The following is a 21,157-nucleotide window of genomic DNA, read 5'->3' as shown; positions in this document are numbered from 1 at the left end:
ACACCAGTCATTCCTTCTCCACCGCCTTAACCTTAACTGCCAAGTCCTTCGCAATTGCAAAGGCCCCTTGTATCTTGTCCTTGGCCTTCTTCCAGTCCCGACGCACCACGATCTTGTTGTCGCGGACCTTGGCCAACCCGCGTTGATCCTTGATGAACTCCACAAGCCCTGCCGGGTTGGCGAATTTGTCGTTGTGGAACTGGATCGTGGCCCCTTTGGGACCACCGTCGAGCTTGGCGATGCCCGCCCGTTTGCACATGGCCTTGATGCGCACCACAAGCAGAAGCGTGTTGACCTCGCGCGGCAGCTTGCCGAAACGGTCAATCAGCTCGGCGGCAAAGCCCTCAAGCTCAACCTTGGTGCTGAGCCCGCTGAGCCGGCGGTAGAGCCCAAGCCGCACGTCCAGATCGGGCACATAGTCTTCAGGGATCAACACCGGAACGCCGAGATTGATGGTCGGCGCCCATTGATCATCGGCGTCACTCAGCCCCTCAAGCTCACCGGCCTTGATCTTTGCAATCGCTTCTTCGAGCATGGATTGATAAAGCTCATAGCCCACATCGCGCATCTGGCCGGATTGCTCTTCGCCCAGAAGGTTGCCTGCGCCGCGAATGTCGAGATCCTGACTGGCCAGTGTGAACCCGGCCCCCAGTTGATCCAGACTACCCAGCACGCGCAGACGTTTTTCGGCCGTAGGTGTAAGGCGCAAGCGCGGCTTGGTGGTCAGATACGCATAAGCACGCGTCTTGGAGCGGCCGACGCGGCCTCTGATCTGGTAAAGCTGCGCCAGACCAAACATATCGGCGCGGTGTATGACCATTGTGTTGGCGGTGGGAATGTCGAGACCGCTTTCGACAATTGTCGTGGCCAGCAGCACGTCAAACTTGCCATCATAGAACGCGTTCATGCGCTCATCGAGCTGCCCGGCGGCCATCTGGCCATGGGCCACGACAACACTGACCTCGGGAACCTGTTCACGCAGGAAAGCCTCGATCTCGGGAATGTCCGAAATGCGCGGGACAACATAAAAGCTCTGCCCGCCACGGTAATGCTCTCGCAAGAGCGCTTCGCGGATCGTGATCCCATCAAACTCGCTCACATATGTGCGGATCGACAGCCGGTCGACGGGCGGCGTGCCAATGATGCTCAAATCCCGCACCCCGGACAGACTAAGCTGCAGCGTTCGCGGAATAGGCGTGGCCGTTAGCGTCAGAACATGCACCTCGGAGCGCAGAGATTTCAGCCGCTCTTTATGCCCCACGCCAAAGCGTTGCTCTTCGTCGATGACCAGAAGGCCAAGGTTTTTGAACCGGATATTCTTGGCCAACAGCGCATGGGTGCCGACAACGATATCCACCGTGCCATCGGAGAGCCCCGCGCGGGTTTTGTTGGCGTCGCCCGCACTGACAAAGCGCGATAAGGGCCGCACAGTAATGGGAAAGCCGCGAAAGCGTTCGGCGAAGCTTTGATAGTGCTGACGCGCGAGCAATGTGGTCGGCGCAATGACCGCGACCTGAAGGCCCGACATGGCGGCGATAAAGGCCGCGCGCATGGCCACCTCGGTTTTGCCGAAGCCCACATCGCCACAGATCAGCCGATCCATCGGCGTGCCGCTTTCCAGATCGGCCAACACATCCTCAATGGCGCGCAACTGATCATCGGTTTCCTGATAGGGAAAGCGCGCTGAAAACGCCTCCCATGCGTGATGTTCGGGCTCCAGCACGGGCGCCTTGCGCAAGGCACGCTCGGCGGCGATGCGAATAAGCCGGTCGGCCATTTCGCGGATGCGCTCTTTCAGCTTGGCTTTCTTCGATTGCCACGCGCCGCCACCCAACCGGTCGAGCAGGCCCTCCTCATGGCCATAGCGGCTGAGGAGTTCGATATTCTCCACGGGCAGGTAAAGCTTGGCGTTTTCCGCATACTCCAAGAGCAGACATTCATGCGCGGCCCCCGCCGCCGTGACGACTTCCAAGCCCAGATAACGACCAATGCCGTGATCCACATGCACCACGAGATCACCCGCGCTCAGGCTTTGGGCCTCGGTCAGGAAATTCTCGGCACGGCGGCGTTTCTTGGGCGCGCGGATCAGCCGGTCTCCGAGGATATCCTGCTCGGCTATGACCGTCAGACCGGGCGCTTCAAATCCATGTTCCAGCTCCCATACGGTCAGGTGCAGGCCGTGTTTGCCAAGGCCAGAAGCATTGCGCACGGTGACAGCACCCAGCAGCCCTTCATCCTCTACCAACCCTTCAAGCCGCTCGCGCGCGCCCTCAGAGTAAGCCGCCAGAACAACGGGTCCTTGGGTGAGCTTTTCCTCTACATGTGTTTTGAGCGCGCTGAAAAGGTTGACCTTTTCCTGCTGTCGTTCGGGGGCAAAGTTTCGCCCAATGCGCCCGCCCGCATCAATCATGCCCGGACCCGGCGCATGCGGCAACGCCTGAAAGCTCAAGACACGTCGACCGGCGATAGCCTCACCCCAGGCGTCATCGTCCAGGTAGAGAAGGTCCGGTGCGATGGGCTTATACACCGTGTCATCGCGTCCCTTTTGCGACATGGCATGTTCGCGCGCTTCGAACTGATCCGCGATAGAATCCCATCGGGCCGTGCGCGCAGGGTCGAATTGCTCGTCCAGCGTCACAGACACTTTGGGTAAATAGTCAAACAGCGTCTCGAGCTTTTCATGAAACAGCGGCAACCAGTGCTCCATCCCGGCCTGCTTGCGCCCGGCACTGACCGCCTCATAGAGCGGATCGTCGCTGCCCGCCGCGCCAAAGGCAATGCGGTAGTTTTGCCGAAACCTTGTGATGGCGGGCTCATCAAGGATAACCTCGCTCACCGGCGCCAGGTCAATCTGCGTGAGCTTTTCAGTCGTGCGTTGTGTCACCGGATCAAACCGGCGCAAACCGTCCAGCACATCGCCAAAAAGATCAAGCCGCACCGGCCCGGCCTCTCCTGGCGCAAAGATGTCGATGATCCCGCCGCGAATGGCATAATCGCCTGGTTCCATGACCGTGGGCGATTGGGAAAAGCCCATACGCACCAGAAAAGCTTTTAGTGCGTCTTCGTCGATCTGGTAACCCACTGTCGCGGAAAACGCGGCTTCTTTGAGAATATCCCGCGCCGGCACACGTTGGGTCGCGGCATTAAGCGTAGTCAAAAGCACAAATTCCCTAGGCGCGCCATGCACGAGACCGGCGAGCGTCGCCATTCGTGCCGCAGAAATATCGGCATTGGGCGACACACGGTCATAAGGCAGGCAATCCCAGCCGGGAAACCGCAGCACAGGCAGATCCGGCGCAAAGAACCGCAACGCAGCTTCCATCGCGGCCATGCGTTTGTCGTCACGGGCAATATGGATGGCAGGGCGATGCGCGCGTGCCACTTCCTCGGCCACAAGCCGGGCGTCAAAGCCTTCGGGGGCGCCACCAACGCCAATGCGCTCAGATGTGCTCATGCGTGTTGCCCCTGCCCGGTTTCTTAACCAAGCGCGCCCGTTGTCATATTTTGGTACATGCCCCAGACAGCAGTCACGAAAATTGATATCATACCAATCACTTGCGTTGCCAATCGGTGCCGCATGAGTATCTTGTAGAGCGCCTCGCCCTGAAGCTCGTTCACTTGAATCTTATGTGATGTGCGTACCGATAAAAGCCCGACCAAGCTCATAGGAAAAAGCAGAAGAAACACAGCTTGGGAAAACTCGTTGCCATAAAAGAAACCAAGCGCGCCGAGAACTGTCAAAACAAAACACAGGAAACCTGACAACAAAAGTCCTGTTTCCTCCATGATAAACAAGATGCGATTTGTATTAATGCGCACCAGATCATGAAAATCCTGCGCCCCCGCGTTGTCGCCTGAACGTCGCGCGCGTTGCGCCAGGTCCCATGGGACACCCAATACCCAATGGCTCGTAGAAGACCATAACACAGCCAGCATGATCCAGAACCAAAGGTTGCTGAAACTGCGCATGTCAATCAGTTCGAAAACGTGCTCGTACCAGTCCACTGTCGAGACCTTTTATCCTTACCGCGCCACGTCATAGCGCCGGTTTTCGGCAATTCCTACCCTTGAGATGCGTTAAATTCCATGCCAGTGAGATTGTGATCTGAAAAAAGGACAGCTTATGCGCCCTGTTCAAGCTCCATTTCCCGTCACAAGACTACGCCGCACGCGTCAGAATGCAGCCATTCGTGCGTTGGTGGCTGAAACGACCCTGAGCGTGAATGACCTCATCTGGCCTTTGTTTGTCCGCGCAGGTGAAAATATCGAAGAGCCGGTGCCATCCATGCCAGGCGTGATGCGCCGCAGCGTAGACAGACTCGTTGAGGTGGCAAAAGAAGCCGCCGATCTGGGTATCCCTGCGATCTGCATCTTCCCCTACACCGCACTGGAAGAACGCACCGAAGATTGCGCCGGGGCCTGGGATCCTGAAAACCATGCAAACCGTGCTATTCGTGCGATCAAGGCGACAGTGCCTGAGCTTTTGATCATGACGGACGTGGCGCTGGATACGTATAACATCAATGGCCATGACGGGTTTGTCGTGAACGGCGAGATTGTGAATGACGAAACCAATGAAGCATTGGTCAAAATGGGATTATCGCAAGCCGAGGCAGGCGCCGACATCATCGGGCCTTCGGACATGATGGATGGCCGTATCGGGGCCATCCGGCAGGCGCTAGAAGCCGCAGGTCACCAGAAGACCATGATCCTCAGCTATGCTGCGAAATATGCGTCAGCGTTCTACGGTCCGTTTCGGGATGCCGTGGGGGCGTCTGCGGCTCTGACGGGTGACAAGAACACCTATCAGATCAACCCGGCCAATTCGGACGAAGCCATCAGATGCGTGGCCCGCGATCTGGCGGAAGGCGCGGATATGGTGATGGTGAAACCCGGTATGCCCTATCTGGATATGTGCAGACGCGTGAAAGACGCGTTTGGCGCGCCCACCTATGCCTATCAGGTGTCAGGCGAATACGCGATGATCATGGCCGCCGCCCAAAATGGTTGGATCGACGAAGATCGCGCGATGATGGAAAGCCTGACGGCATTCAAACGGGCTGGCTGTGATGGGGTTCTGAGTTACTTTGCCCCACGGGTGGCTCGAGCGCTGGCTGGCTGATCAAAACTTACAAGCAATATGTTGCTTTGAACCACAATCTGTGGTGACAGGCTGGCCTGACACCTCTATAGTATGTGTGACGGCATGCAAAAGGCCGGATTCGACAATGACATACTCAGGCAACGAACAGGCAGTCCTATGAGCAAACTTTCACGGCGCAGCTTTACGCTGGGCGCACTGGCCGCATCCCCCTTCTCGCCGCTTGTGGCAACGGCGTTGGGAGCACAGGCGGACAAAAGATCGACGCGCGCGTCGATTCCACCCTTAACTTTCTCTACTCGACTTACCCGAATACGCAGGACCTGGCGAATAAGTCCGTGGGCCAACTGGTGATGCCACTCATCACCGAAGGCGGCTTTATTTTTGGCGGCGGCTTTGGCCGAGGTGCCCTGCGCGTTGGCGGTGCAACCGTGGATTATTATTCGGCTGCCAAAGGAAGCGTCGGCCTTCAAATCGGAGCGCAGCAGTTTGCGCATGTGCTTTTCTTCATGACCGAAGATGCATTGACCGATTTCCGGGCGGCGTCAGGCTGGGTGGCCGGTGCGGATATCGAATATGTGTTCTCCGACAAAGGCGAGAACCTGCGCACGGACACCACAACGATTACAAGCCCGGTTGTGGCAGTGATCTTTGGTCAAGCCGGGGCGCTTGTGGGTGTGTCTCTTGAAGGCACGAAATATACGCGCATCATTCCGTAAGATATTGTTTCATAATGAAAGAGGCGAGTCTTGGCGCTCGCCTTTTTTTATTTTGCACGTCAGTGCACCTGAAACTCACCCGTCACATGCCGCCATTCGCCTGGACTAATAAGCTTACGGTGGGTGAATTTCACCGAATGCAGCGGACCTTCAATTTCGTCCTGCCAAAATTCTATAAACTTGAACAGGTTTGGGTGGTCTGGCGCAGTATCGTAGTCCTGCCAGATAAATGTATTCAGCACATGTGCGTAATCTGGCATGTGATAGAACATTTCGGCCGTGGTCAGCCCATAGCCTTTGAGCATCATTTCGGTTTCAGACATGGTCATGGCTCACCTCATTACTTGTTTTCGTTGCACCCCGCCTCAATATGTTGCCATGAAAAAATTACTTTTCAACAAAAACAACGTGTTATCACCTCATCGAGCTGGCTGCCAAACAAGGGGACTCACAGGGATTGCACCCTATATCCTGCCTCTGATATAGTTTTGGTAACTATATATAGATGCAGCGCGACAAGGCGAGACACCACGTGAACGACACGCCAGAAACCCCTAAAAATGAAGATGAAATACCGCCGGAGCGCCCGCCATATGATGGGCCATCGGTGTCAATCATCGACGAGATGAAAACATCCTATCTCGACTATGCGATGTCGGTGATTGTCAGCCGCGCCATTCCTGACCTTCGTGATGGCCTGAAACCGGTGCATCGGCGCATTCTTTACGCCATGCACGAGACCGGAAATACGCATGACAAAGCGTATCGTAAGTCCGCCCGCCCGGTGGGTGACGTCATGGGTAAATACCACCCCCACGGCGATAGCGCGATCTATGACGCCCTGGTGCGGATGGCGCAGGATTTCTCGATGTCCCTGCCTTTGCTTGATGGGCAAGGCAACTTTGGCTCAATGGATGGCGATAATCCGGCGGCGATGCGCTACACCGAAGTGCGCATGGACAAGCCCGCTGCGTCGCTTTTGGCGGATATTGAAAAGGACACGGTTAACTTTCAGGACAACTACGACGGCAAGGATCAGGAGCCTTCTGTCCTGCCTGCACGCTTCCCTAACATGCTGGTTAACGGCGCAGGCGGTATTGCTGTTGGTATGGCCACCAACATCCCGCCACATAACCTTGGTGAAGTGGTGGATGCCACTCTGGCATTGATTGAAAATCCGGATCTAAGCTCTGAACAGCTCATCGAATATGTTCCCGGCCCGGATTTTCCAACCGGCGGCATCATGCTGGGCCGGTCCGGCGCACGCAAAGCCTATATCGAAGGGCGTGGAAGCGTAATCATTCGTTCTAAAACACGCGTCGAGGAAATTAGAAAAGATCGCTACGCCATTGTTATTGATGAGATTCCGTATCAAGTGAACAAGGCGGCGATGATTGAAAAAATCGCCGAAACCGTGCGTGACAAGAAGATTGATGGCATCAGCCATGTGCAAGACGAATCCGACCGCAATGGCGTGCGAGTCGTGGTGGAACTGAAACGCGACGCGACGGCCGAAGTGGTTCTCAACCAACTCTTCCGGTTCACGCCGATGCAGACGCATTTCGGCTGCAACATGTTGGCCTTGAATGGTGGTCGGCCAGAGCAGCTGACACTGTACGGCTTTCTCTCTGCCTTCATCAGCTTCCGTGAAGAGGTTGTGGCCCGCCGCACCGCATTTGACCTGCGAAAAGCACGTGAACGCAGCCACATCCTTTGCGGTCTGGCTGTCGCCGTCAGCAACGTGGATGAGGTCGTGGCCACGATCCGCAGTTCTGCTGATGCCGCTGAGGCGCGGCAAAAGCTGATGGAACGCCGTTGGCCGGCGCAAGACATTCTGGAATACATCGCACTGATTGATGATCCAACTCATACGGCAAACGACGACGGGACGTATAATCTCAGCGAAACACAGGCCCGTGCCATCCTGGATCTGCGACTGCAGCGTCTGACGCAGATTGGCGTGAAAGAAGTCACCGATGAGCTGCAGGAGTTGGCAGGTAAGATCAAGGAATACCTAGCTATTTTGGCCAGCCGAGAGCGGATCATGGAGATCATCTCGGACGAGCTCAAAGAGGTGAAAGAGCAATTCGCCGTCCCACGCCGCACTGAGATTGTCGACTGGTCTGGCGATATGGAGGACGAGGACCTCATTGAGCGCGAAGACATGGTCGTGACGGTGACGTCCGGCGGCTACATCAAGCGTACCGCGCTCGCCGATTTCCGTGCACAGAAGCGGGGTGGCAAGGGTGTGTCGGGCATGCAGACCAAGGAAGAGGATGTGATCACCACCCTCTTTGTGGCCAACACCCATACGCAGCTTTTGTTCTTCACCACCGATGGCATGGTCTACAAGCTCAAGACCTGGCGGCTGCCTTTGGGCGGACGGACGGCAAAGGGCAAGGCGATTGTGAATATTCTGCCGATCCCGCCAGGCGTGAGTATTGCAGCCATCATGCCCGTCGATGTGCCCGAAGAGGAATGGAACGACCTTCAGATCTTCTTTGCCACCTCCGCAGGCGATGTGCGGCGCAATGCGCTGTCGGATTTCACCAACGTGAAGTCAAATGGCAAGATTGCCATGAAGCTGCCGGATGAGGCCACGCGTCTGGTGAATGCACGCATTTGTTCCCAAGACGATGACGTGATGCTGGTGACCAATTCGGGCCGTGCCATTCGCTTCCCGACAACCGAGGTGCGCGTGTTCAAAGGACGCGACTCCACTGGCGTTCGGGGTATCAGGCTTCAAGGCGATGACGAGGTTGTCTCGATGTCGGTCATCCGCCATTTCAAGGCCGATACCGATGAACGCGCCGCCTACCTCAAGATGCGCCGCGCGTTGGCTGGAACGTCTGAAGAAGAGGCTGTAAGCGACGAAGAAGGCAATGAAAATGCCTCAATCAGTCAGGAACGTTTTGAAGAGATGCAAGCCGCCGAGAACCTGATCCTGACGATCACCGAGCAAGGCGCGGGTAAGCTGAGTTCCAGCCATGACTACCCGGTGCGCGGACGCGGAGGTATGGGCGTTCAGGCGATGGACAAGGCCATGCGCGCTGGCGCACTTGTGGCGTCGTTCCCCGTCGAAATGGAGGACCAGATCATGCTGGCCACGTCGCGCGGACAGTCGATCCGCGTGCCGGTTGATGGCATTTCCTTCCGCTCGAGAAGTGCCGGAGGGGTGAAGGTGTTTGACACCGGCAAGGGTGAACAGGTGGTCAGTGTCGCCTGGATTGCCGAGACCGGAGATGAGGACGAAACCGAGGAACAGCCGGTCGAATAACCTCTGCAAATTCACAGGATTTGCCAAGGTTTGGGTCCATTTGTGCCGCAATGGTTAATCATTCTGCTTCCCTGTAGGGGATGTGGCGTCTTTGGGCGTTGCTACGAACGGAAACCAGATCGCGTGACACCACGAACGCAAACATGGCTGGACCATACTGGTCTGAACCTGATCCGCATTGTTGTCGGGTCCTACTTTGTTGCGATCTCTATGGGATTGATTACCGGGTTTGAACCCACGGCGTTGTTCATCGTCTATTCCAATCCGGTGTTGGCCGATCTTCTGGGCACAATGGTGCTCTTTTCGCTCACCGTGATCTACATGACGGGTTGGCAACTCAGGCTGAGCTGCCTGGCTCTGGCGCTTTTCGTTTTATCGTCGAGTTTGGTGCAGAATTTCCTTTTGCCCCAAGCTGGCACGATCAGTGATTTCTGGCGGGATCTGACCATGGTGTGCGCTGTGCTTCTGTCCTATTCCAGTTTGCGTCGGTCAGAGATTCGCAAAGCGGCGCTCATTGGAAGGCACCGAATTGCGGGGCCGCGGCGCCTTGGGCACAAAATCGTGCCACGCAGAGTGACGCTTGACGAGACTGCACGCGCAACATCACGCCCGATGCAGGACATCCCCATGCTGATGGCCGCCCCCTCTGATATGCCGCGCCCCGAAGTGGAAGATGCCAGGGCAGCCGTGCCGGAAGCCTTTGATCTTAAGGCCGTGCAGTTCGAAACAACTCGGAAGCCGGACTCGGAAGACGATCTGACCAACGCACCAGGAAAACTGGATCTCTTGTCAGATGACGATCCAGAAAAGAGCAAAGAGCAAGAGAACATTTTTACCGTTCTCTAAAGGTGTGAATTCAAAAAAAGCCGGGCCTGTATAGACGTGAGGTAAGTGAAACCCTTTCGGCGTAACGAGATTGAAACCAATTTGGATCAAATAAATCGCATATTGATCACCGGATCCAGTGGACGTTTGGGGCGGCTTCTTCGCGCCGCGGTAAGGATATCGGAATGTGCCGGGTTTGAAATCCTGTTTCAATCCCGCGGGCATGACGGTGACATTCGCTGGTCGCCCGGTGATCCATTTGACCTGCTCCCAAAATGCGACATGGTCGTCGCGCTTTGGGGGCGCACAGATGGAGATGAGCGCACCTTGGCACAGAATTCCGAACTGGCTGGCTTAAGTCGCGAAGTGGCGCGTCACTGCGGCGCGCATCGCGTGGTGCACATGTCATCAGCCGCCGTCTACGGCCCAGGTCAGAACCTGACGGAAGAGGCCCCTATGACACCTGCAAACGCCTACGGTGCTGCGAAATGCGCGATGGAGACGCGGGTTTCAGAAACGGCAAAGGAAGATGATCCTCAGGACATTATCCTGCGTCTGGCGAATGTCGTGGGAGCCGATAGTCTTGCCCCGGCATTAATGGGCGACGCACCGGTTTACTTAGACCGGTTTGACGACGGCTTGGGCCCGCAACGCAGTTATCTGACGGCGGGGGATTTGTTGCAACTTGTCTTGCGGTTGGCAAAGGCTGAAAGCGTTCCAAAAATTCTGAACGTGGCCTCGGCTGGCTCAGTCAGCATGGAAGACGTGTCCAGAGCCGCAGGGAAAGACATTGTCTGGCGCCCTGCCCCGGAGACCGCAGTCCAAAATGTTACACTTGATATCTCGAAGTTGATTGGATCATTTCCGGACCTTCCAAGGCAGGAAACGGCTGATGCACTCATTGCGGACTGGCGTGCCTTAGAGGCCGCCTTATGAGTTTTTCAAAACGCTGCGTAGATGTATGTTTGTCGCTCGTGCTGGGGGCGATCCTTGTCCTGCCAGGCATTCTGATTGCGTTTGCTATACTTCTACTGGATGGACGACCTGTGTTCTTTCACTCAGAACGCATGAAGACGCATGATCAAGGCTTCACCCTGTGGAAGTTTCGGACAATGCGCGAAGGCACGGCAGACAACTCAGTAACGGCTGGCTACAAATCCAACCGCGTCACAAGGCTCGGCAGCGTGCTGCGGCGGACGCGTCTGGACGAAATTCCTCAGATTTTCAATATCTTGCGCGGCGACATGAGTTTTGTTGGCCCGCGCCCACCGCTCAGGCGTTTCGTAAATATGCGCCCTGAGCTTTACAAGGACGTGCTGCGCGCGCGCCCCGGTGTCACAGGCTTTGCCACGCTGTTCTTTCACGAAACGGAGGAGCGCTTGCTAAGACAATGCCGCACGTCTCGGCAGGCAGATGCAGTTTACATTCATCAATGCATCCCGGCCAAAGCGCGGCTTGATCTTTTTTGGGCTGAAAACGGTTCGATTTGGCGCGACATGGTTTTGCTTTGGATGACGTTTGCACATGTGGGCGGTCTCGGACCGGGCAAGCAAATGCTCACAAAATCAACGCGCGCGATCAGAACCTGGTGAATTCGTGGCCCGAGTGAGGTTAACACCTTGCGAAGCATGGAAAGGCGAACCTATGTTTCGACCAGCCGAGCGACACGAAAGTCGCCAATTGGCTTTGCTGGAACGACATTGCTTTGGCCAATCCCGGGCGGTGTATATTTGGGTAAAGGTATGTCGAAGACACTTTTTGATTTCGCGAACTCTTTAACGCAGGCGCAAAAGCGGCTTATCACCTTTGCCCTTGATCTCAGCCTGATCCCTGTCGCGCTCTTCTTTGCTGCCTGGATCCTTTGGGGCGCGGCCGCCCTGAGCATGCCGCAAGACAATCTTCTGGCGACATTGGCCGTTCTCGTGCCGGTAGGGGCTTTGCTTATCTTTGTCCTCGGTCTGCACAAGACCAAACTCAATGCCTATCACGTACAAGGTGTGGTTGAGACTGCGCTTGTGGCAACGTCTCTGACCGGTGCCGGCGTTGCACTCAGCCTTGTCAATCCGCATCTCGCCCTGCCGATGGCCGCCTATGTGATGACAGGCATGGTTTTTTTGATCCTCGCGGTCAGTGCGCGGCTGGCTCTGCGCCGCGTTCTTCTTGCACTCTCTCGTCAAGGCACATCGCGACTTCCGATTCTCATTTACGGGGCAGGTCAAACCGGCCAACAGCTTGCAGCGGCTCTCAGCGTCGACGACACGGTAGAGCCCGTCGCCTTTATTGATGAGGATCGTCGCATACAGGGCCTGACTGTTGCCGGGCTTCGGGTCTATCCGGCAAGCGCGCTGCAAAGTCTGGTCAACCGATTTGAGATCAAGCGTGTCGTGCTCGCAATGCCACAGCTCAAGCCTGCAGATCAGTCGGCCATCACCATGCGCATTGCCGAGACCGGATGCGAAGTACACGCCCTGCCCTCCTTTGCAGACCTGATCACCAAGTCAAGCGTGGCGCCATCGGATGTCAAACCAGTGGACATCAACGAATTGTTGGGGCGCGCGCGCCTGGAAGACGATCTGCCGGGCGTGAGTGAGACCTATCAGGGCCGCAATATTCTTGTGACCGGGGCCGGCGGGTCAATCGGCTCGGAGCTTTGCCGCCAGTTGATCAAATGGAAGCCCAAGTCACTGATCCTGTTTGATCACAGTGAGTTGGCGCTGTTTGACATTCATCGCGAACTGCAAAAACTTGATACCGACACACAGATTGTCCCGGTACTGGGCAGTGTGGTGGAAAGCGAGCTGGTTCGTATTGCCCTGCGCAAATATCAGGTGAACATCGTGTTGCATGCTGCGGCCTATAAACACGTCCCGCTGGTTGAGGAAAACGCGCTAGAAGGTATTCGCAACAACGTCTTTGGCACCAAGGCTGTCGCCGAAGCCTCGCGCGCAGAAGGGGTTGAGCGTTTTATTCTGGTCTCGACCGACAAGGCCGTGCGGCCGTCGTCAATCATGGGTGCATCCAAGCGCTTTGCCGAAATGGTTGTGCAGGATCTGGCGACCCGGTCCACAACCACGCGATTTTCTATGGTACGTTTTGGCAACGTGATGGGGTCCTCCGGATCGGTCATTCCGCTTTTCCAGGAACAAATTGCACGTGGCGGACCGGTGACGTTGACGGATATGGATGTCACTCGCTTTTTCATGACCATCCCCGAGGCGGTCAGCCTTGTTCTTTTGGCCGGCTCCTTTGCCCGTGGTGGTGACGTCTTTGTGCTGGATATGGGCGAACCGGTTCTGATCCGCGACCTGGCTGAGAAAATGATCGAGAACGCCGGGTATTCCGTGCGCAATGACACCAATCCCAATGGCGATATCGCCATTCAGGTGACCGGCCTGCGCCCGGGCGAAAAGTTGCACGAGGAACTGCTGATTGGCTCAGATATGCTCACCACGCCGCATGCCAAAATCCTGCGCGCTCAAGAGGCGCATCTTTCTGAGATCGAAATGGCCAATGCGTTACAGGCCTTGTGGCAAGCGATTGATACGCGCAGCCCTGATTTGCTTCAGAAAACCCTGCGCATGTGGATCGAAAAGCAGAACGGTTTGATTGGCGAGGCCTGGCAGACGGTCAACGAATAAGCGGCTAACCCGCACTCTCCTGCCGTTCGGCCAGCTCCAGCCATTCTTCCTCAGCCTTGCCCAGTGCCTCATGACGCGTTGCCAACGCATCACTTGCCTTGGCAAATTTCGCTGGCTCCTTGGTGTAGAGTTCCGGGTCCGCCAACACTCCTTCCAGCTTGGCTATCTCGGCCTCCAGCCGGGCAATTTCATCGGGCAGCGTGTCGAGCCGATGCTGATCCTTGAACGTCAGTTTGGTGGCTGGTTTAACCGGACGTTGAGGTTTCGGTACATCTGGCTTGGCCTTTGCGGGTTTTGGTGCGACAGCGGCGTCTTGCGGCTTTTGCGCCTGATAGTCGCTCCACCCACCAGCGTAAACAGTGGCACGCCCCTGCCTTCCATGACGACAGTCGTTGTCGCCACGCGGTCCAGAAAGTCCCGATCGTGGCTGACGAGCAAGACCGTGCCGTCGTAGCCATCCAAAACCTCCTGCAAAAGATCGAGGGTTTCGATGTCGAGATCATTGGTCGGCTCGTCCAGCACCAGAAGGTTACTGTCCCGCGCCATCAGCTTGGCCAGCAATAAACGCGCCTTTTCGCCGCCCGAAAGGGACCGCACAGGCGCGCGCGCCTGCCGCTCGTCAAAGAGAAAATCTTTTAGATACCCAACCACATGACGCGGCGTGCCGCGCACCATGACCTGATCAGCCTGCCCCGAGACGCGCATGTCAGGATCACCTGTCAGGCTATCCCAAAGCGTCATGTTGGGATCGAGCTGCGCACGGGACTGATCAAAAACCACCGGCACGAGGTTGGTGCCGTGTTTGACCGTGCCAGCATCCGGCTCCTCAGCTTTCATCAAAAGGTTCAGCAGCGTCGTCTTGCCCACCCCGTTGGGGCCGACAAAGGCCACGCGATCCTTGCGCTGAATGGTCAGGTCGAAGTTGCGGATAATGGGTGTCGCGCCAAAGGTCTTCTCCAACCCCCGCGCCTCGATCACCTTGCGCCCGGATTGCGGGCCGGCATCAAGTGCGAGCGCCGCCGTGCCCTGACGCTTGATCTGAGCCGCACGCTCGGCGCGCAGATCCTGAAGGGCGCGCACACGACCCTGATTGCGCTTGCGCCGGGCACTGATGCCTTCCACGGCCCAACGCGCCTCTTCGGCGATCTTGCGGTTGAGCTTGTGCCGCGCAAGATCCTCTTCGGCCCAGACCTTGTCTCGCCAGGCCTCAAAATGCTCAAACCCCTTGTCAGAACGCCGCGTGGCCCCGCGATCAACCCATAGTGTAGCCTGGGTCAGCGTTCGCAGGAACATGCGGTCATGGCTGATCAGGATGTAGCTGCTGCGCGTGGCCTTCAACTCGGCCTCAAGCCAGGCAATTGCGTGAATATCCAGATGGTTGGTCGGCTCATCAAGCAGCATCAGGTCCGGGGCCTGCGCCATCAACCGCGCCAAAGCAGCACGGCGGCGTTCACCACCGGAGGCCGTTTCAACCGGGCGTTCGGGATCAAATTGCAGCCCTTCCGACGCCATTTCAACGCGGTAATGCTCAGACGGCTCTAAACCTTCCGCGGCGAACTCTTCCAACGTGGTAAAGCCCGACATATCGGGGTCTTGCTCCATATAGCCCACTTGCGCACCGGGTTTGACCACGCGGTTCCCCTGATCCGGCTCCACAAGCCCCGCCATGACCTTCATGAGTGTGGATTTGCCCGAGCCGTTGCGCCCGACCAGGGCCAGACGGTCACCAGGCTGAATCACCAGCGACAGATCCGCAAAGACAGGCTCGCCGCCGAAGCCAAGCGAAATGTCGGTCAGTTGTAAAAGAGGAGCACGTGCCATCTGTGCGGGCTAGCCCGAGAGCGAAAGGGCGTCAAGCAAGCCTTTGCCCTAACCCGCCACAGCGCGAAGCAAACGCTTACGCGCAGGCGGAATGGCGTTGATTTCTAACCCGGTGAAAACATGCAATGTGTTCATCTGGCGGTCGACCACCGCATGATCGCTGACCCAACCGCCCATGACGAGATAGGTGCGCAACAATGGAGGCATCGCCATCATCGCCTGCTTTGCATCGGGTTTGAACCACCGCAGCTTTTGGGCAAAATTGAACACCGATGGGGCCTTGACCCGCGGCAACCACCGCCGTGGCGCAAGGTGTTTTTCCTTCAACATCGCAAAGGCGTCGAGATAGGCGTCAGAATCAGTGCCCTTGAAGGAGGAACACCCAAAGAGAAGCTCAACCCCATTTTCGTCGACATACCGCGTCATCGCCGCCCAGGCTGCGCGCAGAATATCAGGGTCGCGCGCATCCGGCTGAATGCAAAACCGGCCCATTTCAACGATAGGACCATCGAACTCCGCCAAGGCGGACAATTCATAAAACTGGGCGGAGTAGCTACGGTCGATTTCATCGCCACCATCCAGAGGCAACAGCCGGAAGCAGCACACAAGGGTTTCTGTTGCTTCGTCTTCAACAAGAAAATGTGTGCAAACGGGGTCAAATTCGTCCCGATCAAGCCCGTCACCCTGCCCGCCAAGAAAGGCAAGGTGGCGCAATCGCTGAGCCGCGGTCAGATCATCTTGCGTCTCAGCCGTGCGAACCCGGTAATGTCCTTTTCTGAGCATAAGATGCCCACCTTGTACTGTCTGATCTACACGTAGCTACGCAGAGGATCGCATACAAGCCAAGACATCGATGTGGCGTATTTGAAGCGCCGGGCCCTTACCTGATGGCCCGGGTCAACAGCCAAACGCTTTAGTTGAAGAGCTGGCTTGGGTCGATATTGCCAAAGTTGCCAAGAAGCTGGCGCAGGAACCCTCTGCCGACAACCGTGGAATCAGTAACGCGGCGGGTCAGAGGAACAATGTTCCCATCCGCCAGGCTAAAGCGTTCGATATTGGCGATTGTGTCGGACTGATCGAAACTAATGGCCAGAACCTGACGTTCGATCACCTCTGGGCGCCGAAAGCCAACTTCCTTGATCCGCGTACGGACGTAGTAATAGTCGCCCCCACTCAGCAAACCCGACGCGGACGGAGCGCCAACCACATCATCCACGGTGGCGCGGCTGTCAACGCCGACCGACAGGGTTTGCAGCTCATCTTCCGGAGGCACGTAACCATGACTGCGAAACGTCGGGGAACACGCACCAAGCGCCGCCACCAAGACAAGGCTTAGGGCCCATTTGCCAAATCGCGAAGTCATGCCACCCAAATCCGTTCTGCCACCCAACTAAATGCGGTTGCCGCATGCTGGCGGCATTCCTCCAACCCGCTTACAACAAGGTGGCGCCTTTGTTCAAGGAAGGATAAATCACAGAGCATGACAGAACAGACAGATCTTTCAGCCCCGTTGCGCGTGGCCGACCTTAAGCCCAATCGTGATATACCCTTTGTTGGCGTGCCCGAACCGGATGTGTTGGCGCGGTTGGCGACTGAACTTGGCCTTATTTCCTTGCGAAAGCTGCGGTTCGAAGGCGTCGTGCGCCCGGAGGGCAAAACCGATTGGAAAGTTGACGCACATTTAGGTGCCACCGTGACACAACCCTGCATCGTGACACTTGATCCCGTAACAACCCGGATCGAAGAAGATGCAAGTTGGCATCTGATGAAAAACTGGCAAGCGCAGGAAACTGAGGGAGAAGAGATAGAAATGCCCCAGGATGACACGCGCGCGCCACTCTCTGACGAGATTGACCTCATGGCATTGATGCAAGAGGTGTTGGCGCTTGCCCTGCCGCCCTATCCCCGCAGCACAAATGCCCAGGCAGAAGACACGCGCGTTGCCCCACCAGGTGTCGCTCCGCTAACAGATGAAGAGATCAAACCCTTTGCGGGCCTGTCAGAGTTGAAAAAGCGTATGGAAGGTGACGGCTGAGCGAGAAACAAGTGGCAAAAAAGGTCTTGCCACGGTCACATTTCACTGTATTTTCGCGCCTTCACCGGATTAGGGCTTGAACCTGCGGCACCACACGGATTATCAGCCGCCTCAACCCTATGGAAACCGGGTCAGCGAGACCCATCAGATTTGAGGTTGTGACATGGCTGTCCAACAGAACAAAGTATCGAAATCGCGTCGCAACAATCGCCGGGCGCATGACGCTCTGGTCGCGGCCAATCCAAACGAATGCCCAAACTGCGGTGAACTGAAGCGCCCACACCACGTCTGCGCGGCATGCGGCCACTACGCCGATCGTGAAATTGTCTCAATGATTGACGAGGTCGATCTGGAAGAGGACGCAGCCTAACGCAGCTGAGGGGCGCGTCCGATGAGGTCAACCACGGACACTTCCAAAGCGCAAAACGCCCGCGTTCTCATCTCGATTGACGCTATGGGCGGAGATCTTGGACCGGCGGCGGTAGTCGCCGGTATTTCTTATTCTGCGAAAATCAATCCTGAAATCGGGTTTATCCTGCATGGGGATGAGGACGAACTCAAACCTCTGGTGGCTCGGCGCAAGACACTGACCGGCCGCTGTGAGATCCGCGATGCCAAAGATGTCATCGAAATGGAGGACAAACCCAGCCAAGCCATTCGAAATGGCAAGAACAGCTCGATGTGGTCAGCGATTGAGTGTGTTCGCAATGGTGAGGCCTCTGTCTGTGTCTCTTGCGGCAATACGGGCGCACTGCTTTTGATGTCTGTTGTGCGCTTGCGCAAACTCCCGGGGATTTACCGTCCGGCCATCGCAGTGCTCTGGCCCTCTGCTAATCCACAAGGGTTCAACATCATGCTCGATGGCGGCGCGGATATTCGTGCCGACGCCAAGGACTTGATGCAATACGCGCTGATGGGCACGTCTTATGCCCGCAATGGCTTTGGATTGGACAAACCACGCGTTGGTCTTCTGAACGTCGGAACTGAAGAACATAAAGGCCGCGCCGAATTGAAAGAAGCGTATGATTTGATCGCCAGCAACTCAAAAATTGGTGATTTTGAATTTATCGGTTTTGTCGAAGGACGCGATTTACCGGGGACCGTGTGTGACGTCATTGTCACGGATGGCTTTACAGGCAATGTCGCACTCAAGACCGGCGAAGGCACGGCAAAGATGATCAGTGATCTGTTGCGCGATGCGTTTGCCTACACGCCTTTGTCGCGCCTGGCGTCTCTTCTGGCGCTGACGTCGCTGCGGCGCCTGCGCAAGCGCATTGACCCGCGAAGATCAAATGGTGGTGTTTTTCTTGGTTTGAATGGCACCGTCGTAAAATCCCACGGCGCGGCTGATGCCACGGGAGTGTCCGCCGCGGTCAAGCTGGCCTTTGACCTTGCTCAAAAAGGTTTCAGCGAAAAACTGGCCGCACGGGTTGCATCCGCCTCTCTGACTGAACAGGATGGCGCAACCGACGACTCAGACAACGGTGACCCTGAATGACATTGCGCGCCGTTGTAAAAGGTGTTGGGCACTACCTGCCCGAACGAATTGTTGAAAATTCCGAATTTGAAAAGACCCTGGACACAAGCGATGAGTGGATTCGCACGCGCTCAGGCATAGAGCGGCGTCATATCGCCGCCGAAGGCCAAACCACCTCTGACCTCGCCGTGCGTGCGGCGCAAAAGGCGCTTGAGGATGCCGGTTTAACAGCCAACGACATCGACGGGCTTTTGGTTGCCACGTCAACACCCGACCTGACCTTTCCGTCCGTTGCGACAATGGTGCAAAAAGAACTCGGGATGACCCGTGGCTTTGGATTTGACGTTCAGGCCGTGTGCGCCGGGTTCATCTATGCCCTTGCCAACGCGAATGCCCTCATCGTCTCGGGACAGGCAAAAACGCTCCTGGTTATCGGTGCTGAAACCTTCAGCCGGATTATGGATTGGACGGACCGATCGACCTGTGTGCTCTTTGGCGACGGGGCTGGTGCTCTGGTTTTGTCGGCAGAAGACGGTCAAGGGACATCCGACGACCGCGGTATTCTGGCGTGCGATCTTAACTCTGATGGACGCTATCGAGACATGCTATATGTGGATGGCGGCGTGTCGTCGACGGGGACCTCCGGTAAATTGCGAATGCAGGGCAATCCTCTGTTCCGTCAAGCTGTAGAGAAACTCACATGGACGGCAGAAACGGCACTGGCCAAGGCCGGACTAAAGGACGATGATCTGGACTGGATCGTGCCCCATCAGGCCAATATCCGCATTATCTCAGGCACGGCCAAGAAGATGGGTATTCCAATGGAACGCGTGATCGTCACGGTCCAGGATCACGGCAACACTTCGGCGGCATCGATTCCCCTGGCCATGGCCGTGGGCGTGGCCGAAGGCAAGATCAAGCAGGGTGACCTTCTGGTTTCCGAGGCAATCGGCGGTGGATTGGCGTGGGGTTCGGTGGTCCTGCGCTGGTAATTCGCGAAATCTGGGCGCAAAACCCGCTTAAACTCAATCTGCCAAGTCATTGACATTGACTCGGAAAATCCCTTCCCCCTAAAGTCGCGGGATAAAACAGAGGGGATGTGATGGGCGATAAAACTTTGACACGCATGGATCTGAGTGAAGCTGTATTTCGTGAGGTGGGCTTGTCCCGCAACGAATCTGCGGATCTCGTGGAAAGCGTACTGAACCATATGTCCGACGCATTGGTGCGCGGAGAACAGGTTAAAATCTCGTCATTTGGTACATTTTCGGTGCGTGATAAAACCGCACGGATCGGGCGCAACCCGAAAACCGGCGAGGAAGTTCCAATCAACCCGCGGCGCGTGCTGACGTTCCGGCCGTCGCATCTGATGAAAGACCGGGTCGCGGCAGGCAACAAAAGCTAGGGCAAAACGCTTATGGCAAAATCCGCCGATGCGTTCCGAACCATCAGCGAGGTGGCTGAGTGGTTGGAAACCCCGGCCCACGTGCTGCGGTTTTGGGAAAGCAAGTTCAGCCAGGTAAAACCCGTCAAACGTGCGGGAGGCCGTCGGTATTACAGACCGGCGGATATGAAGCTTTTGGGCGGCATCAAGAAGCTGTTGCACGATGATGGCATGACCATCAAAGGCGTTCAGAAACTCCTTCGCGAACAAGGGGTTGCACATGTGTCAGCTCTTTCGATGCCGTTGGGGGATGCGGCAGATGATGTCGTAGTGGAAGCATCAATAGTCGCGGACAAGCCCATCGATGAACCTGCGAAAGCAGCAGAACCCGCGAAAACCGACGAGGCGCCCATAGAAACAGCGCCTGAGCCGGAAACGCCATTGACCTTTACGCGTCATGCCGCGCCTGAACCAGAGGTTGAAAAAGTAAAGGAAGATCCGGTTTCCGAGGACAAGTCCGAGACCGTTCCGGAGCTTCCAAGCTTTACGCATCTTCGCAGCAAGGACACGCCCCCGAAAACGACAGGTGATCCAGCTTTAATACCCGATCCGGCACCAAGCGCAGACCCTGCGCCCCCTGAACCAGAGCCGGAACCCGCGAAACCGCGCCCTGCCGCGGTGGATGTGCCAGATGATTTCGAGGACACGGTCGAGGCGGACCCCGGCCTTCTGACACGTCTCTCCACCCTGCCCCGACCCATTTCCAGCAAGACCGCAGAGCAGCTCAAACCGCTCTTGGCCAAGCTGCGGGATCGCGCATCGAGCTAGGTGCAAAATTGGGAATTCCCTCTTGTGATCGGCGTCAAAACGGGTATGTAAC

17 protein-coding genes and 2 pseudogenes are annotated in these 21,157 nt (G+C 56.6%); 13 read left to right on the top strand and 6 right to left on the bottom strand.

Annotated elements, in window-relative coordinates; all coding sequences use genetic code 11:
- Positions 1 to 7 precede the first annotated feature (7 nt).
- Together mfd and RZS32_RS15735 are read right to left on the bottom strand one after the other, a co-directional pair.
- Complete coding sequence (mfd, locus tag RZS32_RS15740) at positions 8 to 3,454, bottom strand: transcription-repair coupling factor (protein WP_317054514.1); 3,447 nt, start codon at positions 3,452 to 3,454, stop codon at positions 8 to 10.
- Positions 3,455 to 3,477: 23 nt separating this feature from the next.
- The gene (locus RZS32_RS15735; protein ID WP_317054513.1) at positions 3,478 to 4,005 is read right to left on the bottom strand and encodes a component of SufBCD complex; all 528 of its coding nucleotides are present in this window, start codon (positions 4,003 to 4,005) and stop codon (positions 3,478 to 3,480) included.
- A gap of 118 nt (positions 4,006 to 4,123) precedes the next feature.
- Here RZS32_RS15735 and hemB point away from each other — a divergent pair, with 118 nt between their 5' ends.
- Positions 4,124 to 5,122, top strand: a complete 999-nt coding sequence (hemB, locus tag RZS32_RS15730) for a porphobilinogen synthase (RefSeq protein WP_317054512.1) — start codon at positions 4,124 to 4,126, stop codon at positions 5,120 to 5,122.
- Between the two features lie 138 nt (positions 5,123 to 5,260).
- Positions 5,261 to 5,820 (top strand): annotated as a pseudogene (locus RZS32_RS15725) (YSC84-related protein).
- 59 nt (positions 5,821 to 5,879) lie between these two features.
- Here RZS32_RS15725 and RZS32_RS15720 read toward each other — a convergent pair.
- Positions 5,880 to 6,149: an usg protein gene (locus tag RZS32_RS15720; RefSeq protein WP_317054511.1), complete on the bottom strand. Its 270-nt coding sequence runs from the start codon at positions 6,147 to 6,149 to the stop codon at positions 5,880 to 5,882.
- Between the two features lie 203 nt (positions 6,150 to 6,352).
- Here RZS32_RS15720 and gyrA point away from each other — a divergent pair, with 203 nt between their 5' ends.
- The 5 genes from gyrA to RZS32_RS15695 all read left to right on the top strand — a co-directional run bounded on the left by gyrA (position 6,353) and on the right by RZS32_RS15695 (position 13,560).
- A complete protein-coding gene (gyrA, locus tag RZS32_RS15715; protein WP_422395923.1) occupies positions 6,353 to 9,097 on the top strand; it encodes a DNA gyrase subunit A in 2,745 nt (914 codons plus the stop codon).
- Positions 9,098 to 9,220: 123 nt separating this feature from the next.
- Positions 9,221 to 9,943, top strand: coding sequence for a hypothetical protein (locus RZS32_RS15710; protein WP_317054509.1), 723 nt, complete (start codon positions 9,221 to 9,223; stop codon positions 9,941 to 9,943).
- Between the two features lie 102 nt (positions 9,944 to 10,045).
- Positions 10,046 to 10,858 (top strand): NAD-dependent epimerase/dehydratase family protein, encoded by an 813-nt coding sequence (locus RZS32_RS15705; protein ID WP_317054508.1) that lies wholly within the window; start codon positions 10,046 to 10,048, stop codon positions 10,856 to 10,858.
- Positions 10,855 to 11,514 (top strand): sugar transferase, encoded by a 660-nt coding sequence (locus RZS32_RS15700; RefSeq protein ID WP_317054507.1) that lies wholly within the window; start codon positions 10,855 to 10,857, stop codon positions 11,512 to 11,514. The genes RZS32_RS15705 and RZS32_RS15700 overlap by 4 nt, the downstream gene beginning before the upstream one ends.
- 150 nt (positions 11,515 to 11,664) lie before the next feature.
- Positions 11,665 to 13,560 (top strand): polysaccharide biosynthesis protein, encoded by a 1,896-nt coding sequence (locus RZS32_RS15695; protein ID WP_317054506.1) that lies wholly within the window; start codon positions 11,665 to 11,667, stop codon positions 13,558 to 13,560.
- A gap of 4 nt (positions 13,561 to 13,564) precedes the next feature.
- Here RZS32_RS15695 and RZS32_RS15690 read toward each other — a convergent pair.
- The 3 genes and pseudogenes from RZS32_RS15690 to RZS32_RS15680 form a co-directional block, all read right to left on the bottom strand.
- A pseudogene (locus RZS32_RS15690) lies at positions 13,565 to 15,381 on the bottom strand (ABC-F family ATP-binding cassette domain-containing protein).
- A gap of 48 nt (positions 15,382 to 15,429) precedes the next feature.
- Entirely contained in the window at positions 15,430 to 16,164 is a 735-nt protein-coding gene (locus RZS32_RS15685) for a GNAT family N-acetyltransferase (protein WP_317054504.1), read from the bottom strand.
- Positions 16,165 to 16,294: 130 nt separating this feature from the next.
- A complete protein-coding gene (locus RZS32_RS15680) occupies positions 16,295 to 16,744 on the bottom strand; it encodes an outer membrane protein assembly factor BamE (RefSeq protein ID WP_317054503.1) in 450 nt (149 codons plus the stop codon).
- Between the two features lie 117 nt (positions 16,745 to 16,861).
- Here RZS32_RS15680 and RZS32_RS15675 point away from each other — a divergent pair, with 117 nt between their 5' ends.
- The 6 genes from RZS32_RS15675 (at position 16,862) to RZS32_RS15650 (ending at position 21,105) form a co-directional block, all read left to right on the top strand.
- On the top strand, positions 16,862 to 17,416 hold the full coding sequence (locus tag RZS32_RS15675) for a YceD family protein (RefSeq protein WP_317054502.1): 555 nt from the start codon (positions 16,862 to 16,864) through the stop codon (positions 17,414 to 17,416).
- Between the two features lie 163 nt (positions 17,417 to 17,579).
- Positions 17,580 to 17,786 carry a 50S ribosomal protein L32 gene (rpmF, locus tag RZS32_RS15670; RefSeq protein ID WP_317054501.1) on the top strand — a complete coding sequence of 69 codons (207 nt, stop codon included), beginning with the start codon at positions 17,580 to 17,582 and terminating at the stop codon, positions 17,784 to 17,786.
- Between the two features lie 21 nt (positions 17,787 to 17,807).
- Complete coding sequence (gene plsX, locus RZS32_RS15665) at positions 17,808 to 18,914, top strand: phosphate acyltransferase PlsX (RefSeq protein ID WP_317054500.1); 1,107 nt, start codon at positions 17,808 to 17,810, stop codon at positions 18,912 to 18,914.
- The gene (locus RZS32_RS15660; RefSeq protein WP_317054499.1) at positions 18,911 to 19,885 is read left to right on the top strand and encodes a beta-ketoacyl-ACP synthase III; all 975 of its coding nucleotides are present in this window, start codon (positions 18,911 to 18,913) and stop codon (positions 19,883 to 19,885) included. The genes plsX and RZS32_RS15660 overlap by 4 nt, the downstream gene beginning before the upstream one ends.
- Before the next feature lie 110 nt (positions 19,886 to 19,995).
- Positions 19,996 to 20,298: an integration host factor subunit alpha gene (ihfA, locus tag RZS32_RS15655; protein WP_317054498.1), complete on the top strand. Its 303-nt coding sequence runs from the start codon at positions 19,996 to 19,998 to the stop codon at positions 20,296 to 20,298.
- Between the two features lie 12 nt (positions 20,299 to 20,310).
- Entirely contained in the window at positions 20,311 to 21,105 is a 795-nt protein-coding gene (locus RZS32_RS15650; RefSeq protein ID WP_317054497.1) for a MerR family transcriptional regulator, read from the top strand.
- The last annotated feature ends 52 nt before the right edge of the window (positions 21,106 to 21,157 follow it).

It is taken from the genome of Roseovarius sp. W115 (genome assembly GCF_032842945.2).
GTDB classification, from domain to species: domain Bacteria; phylum Pseudomonadota; class Alphaproteobacteria; order Rhodobacterales; family Rhodobacteraceae; genus Roseovarius; species Roseovarius rhodophyticola.
Note: the sequence above shows the minus strand (reverse complement) of the source record. Positions and strands in the feature narration are given on the sequence as shown.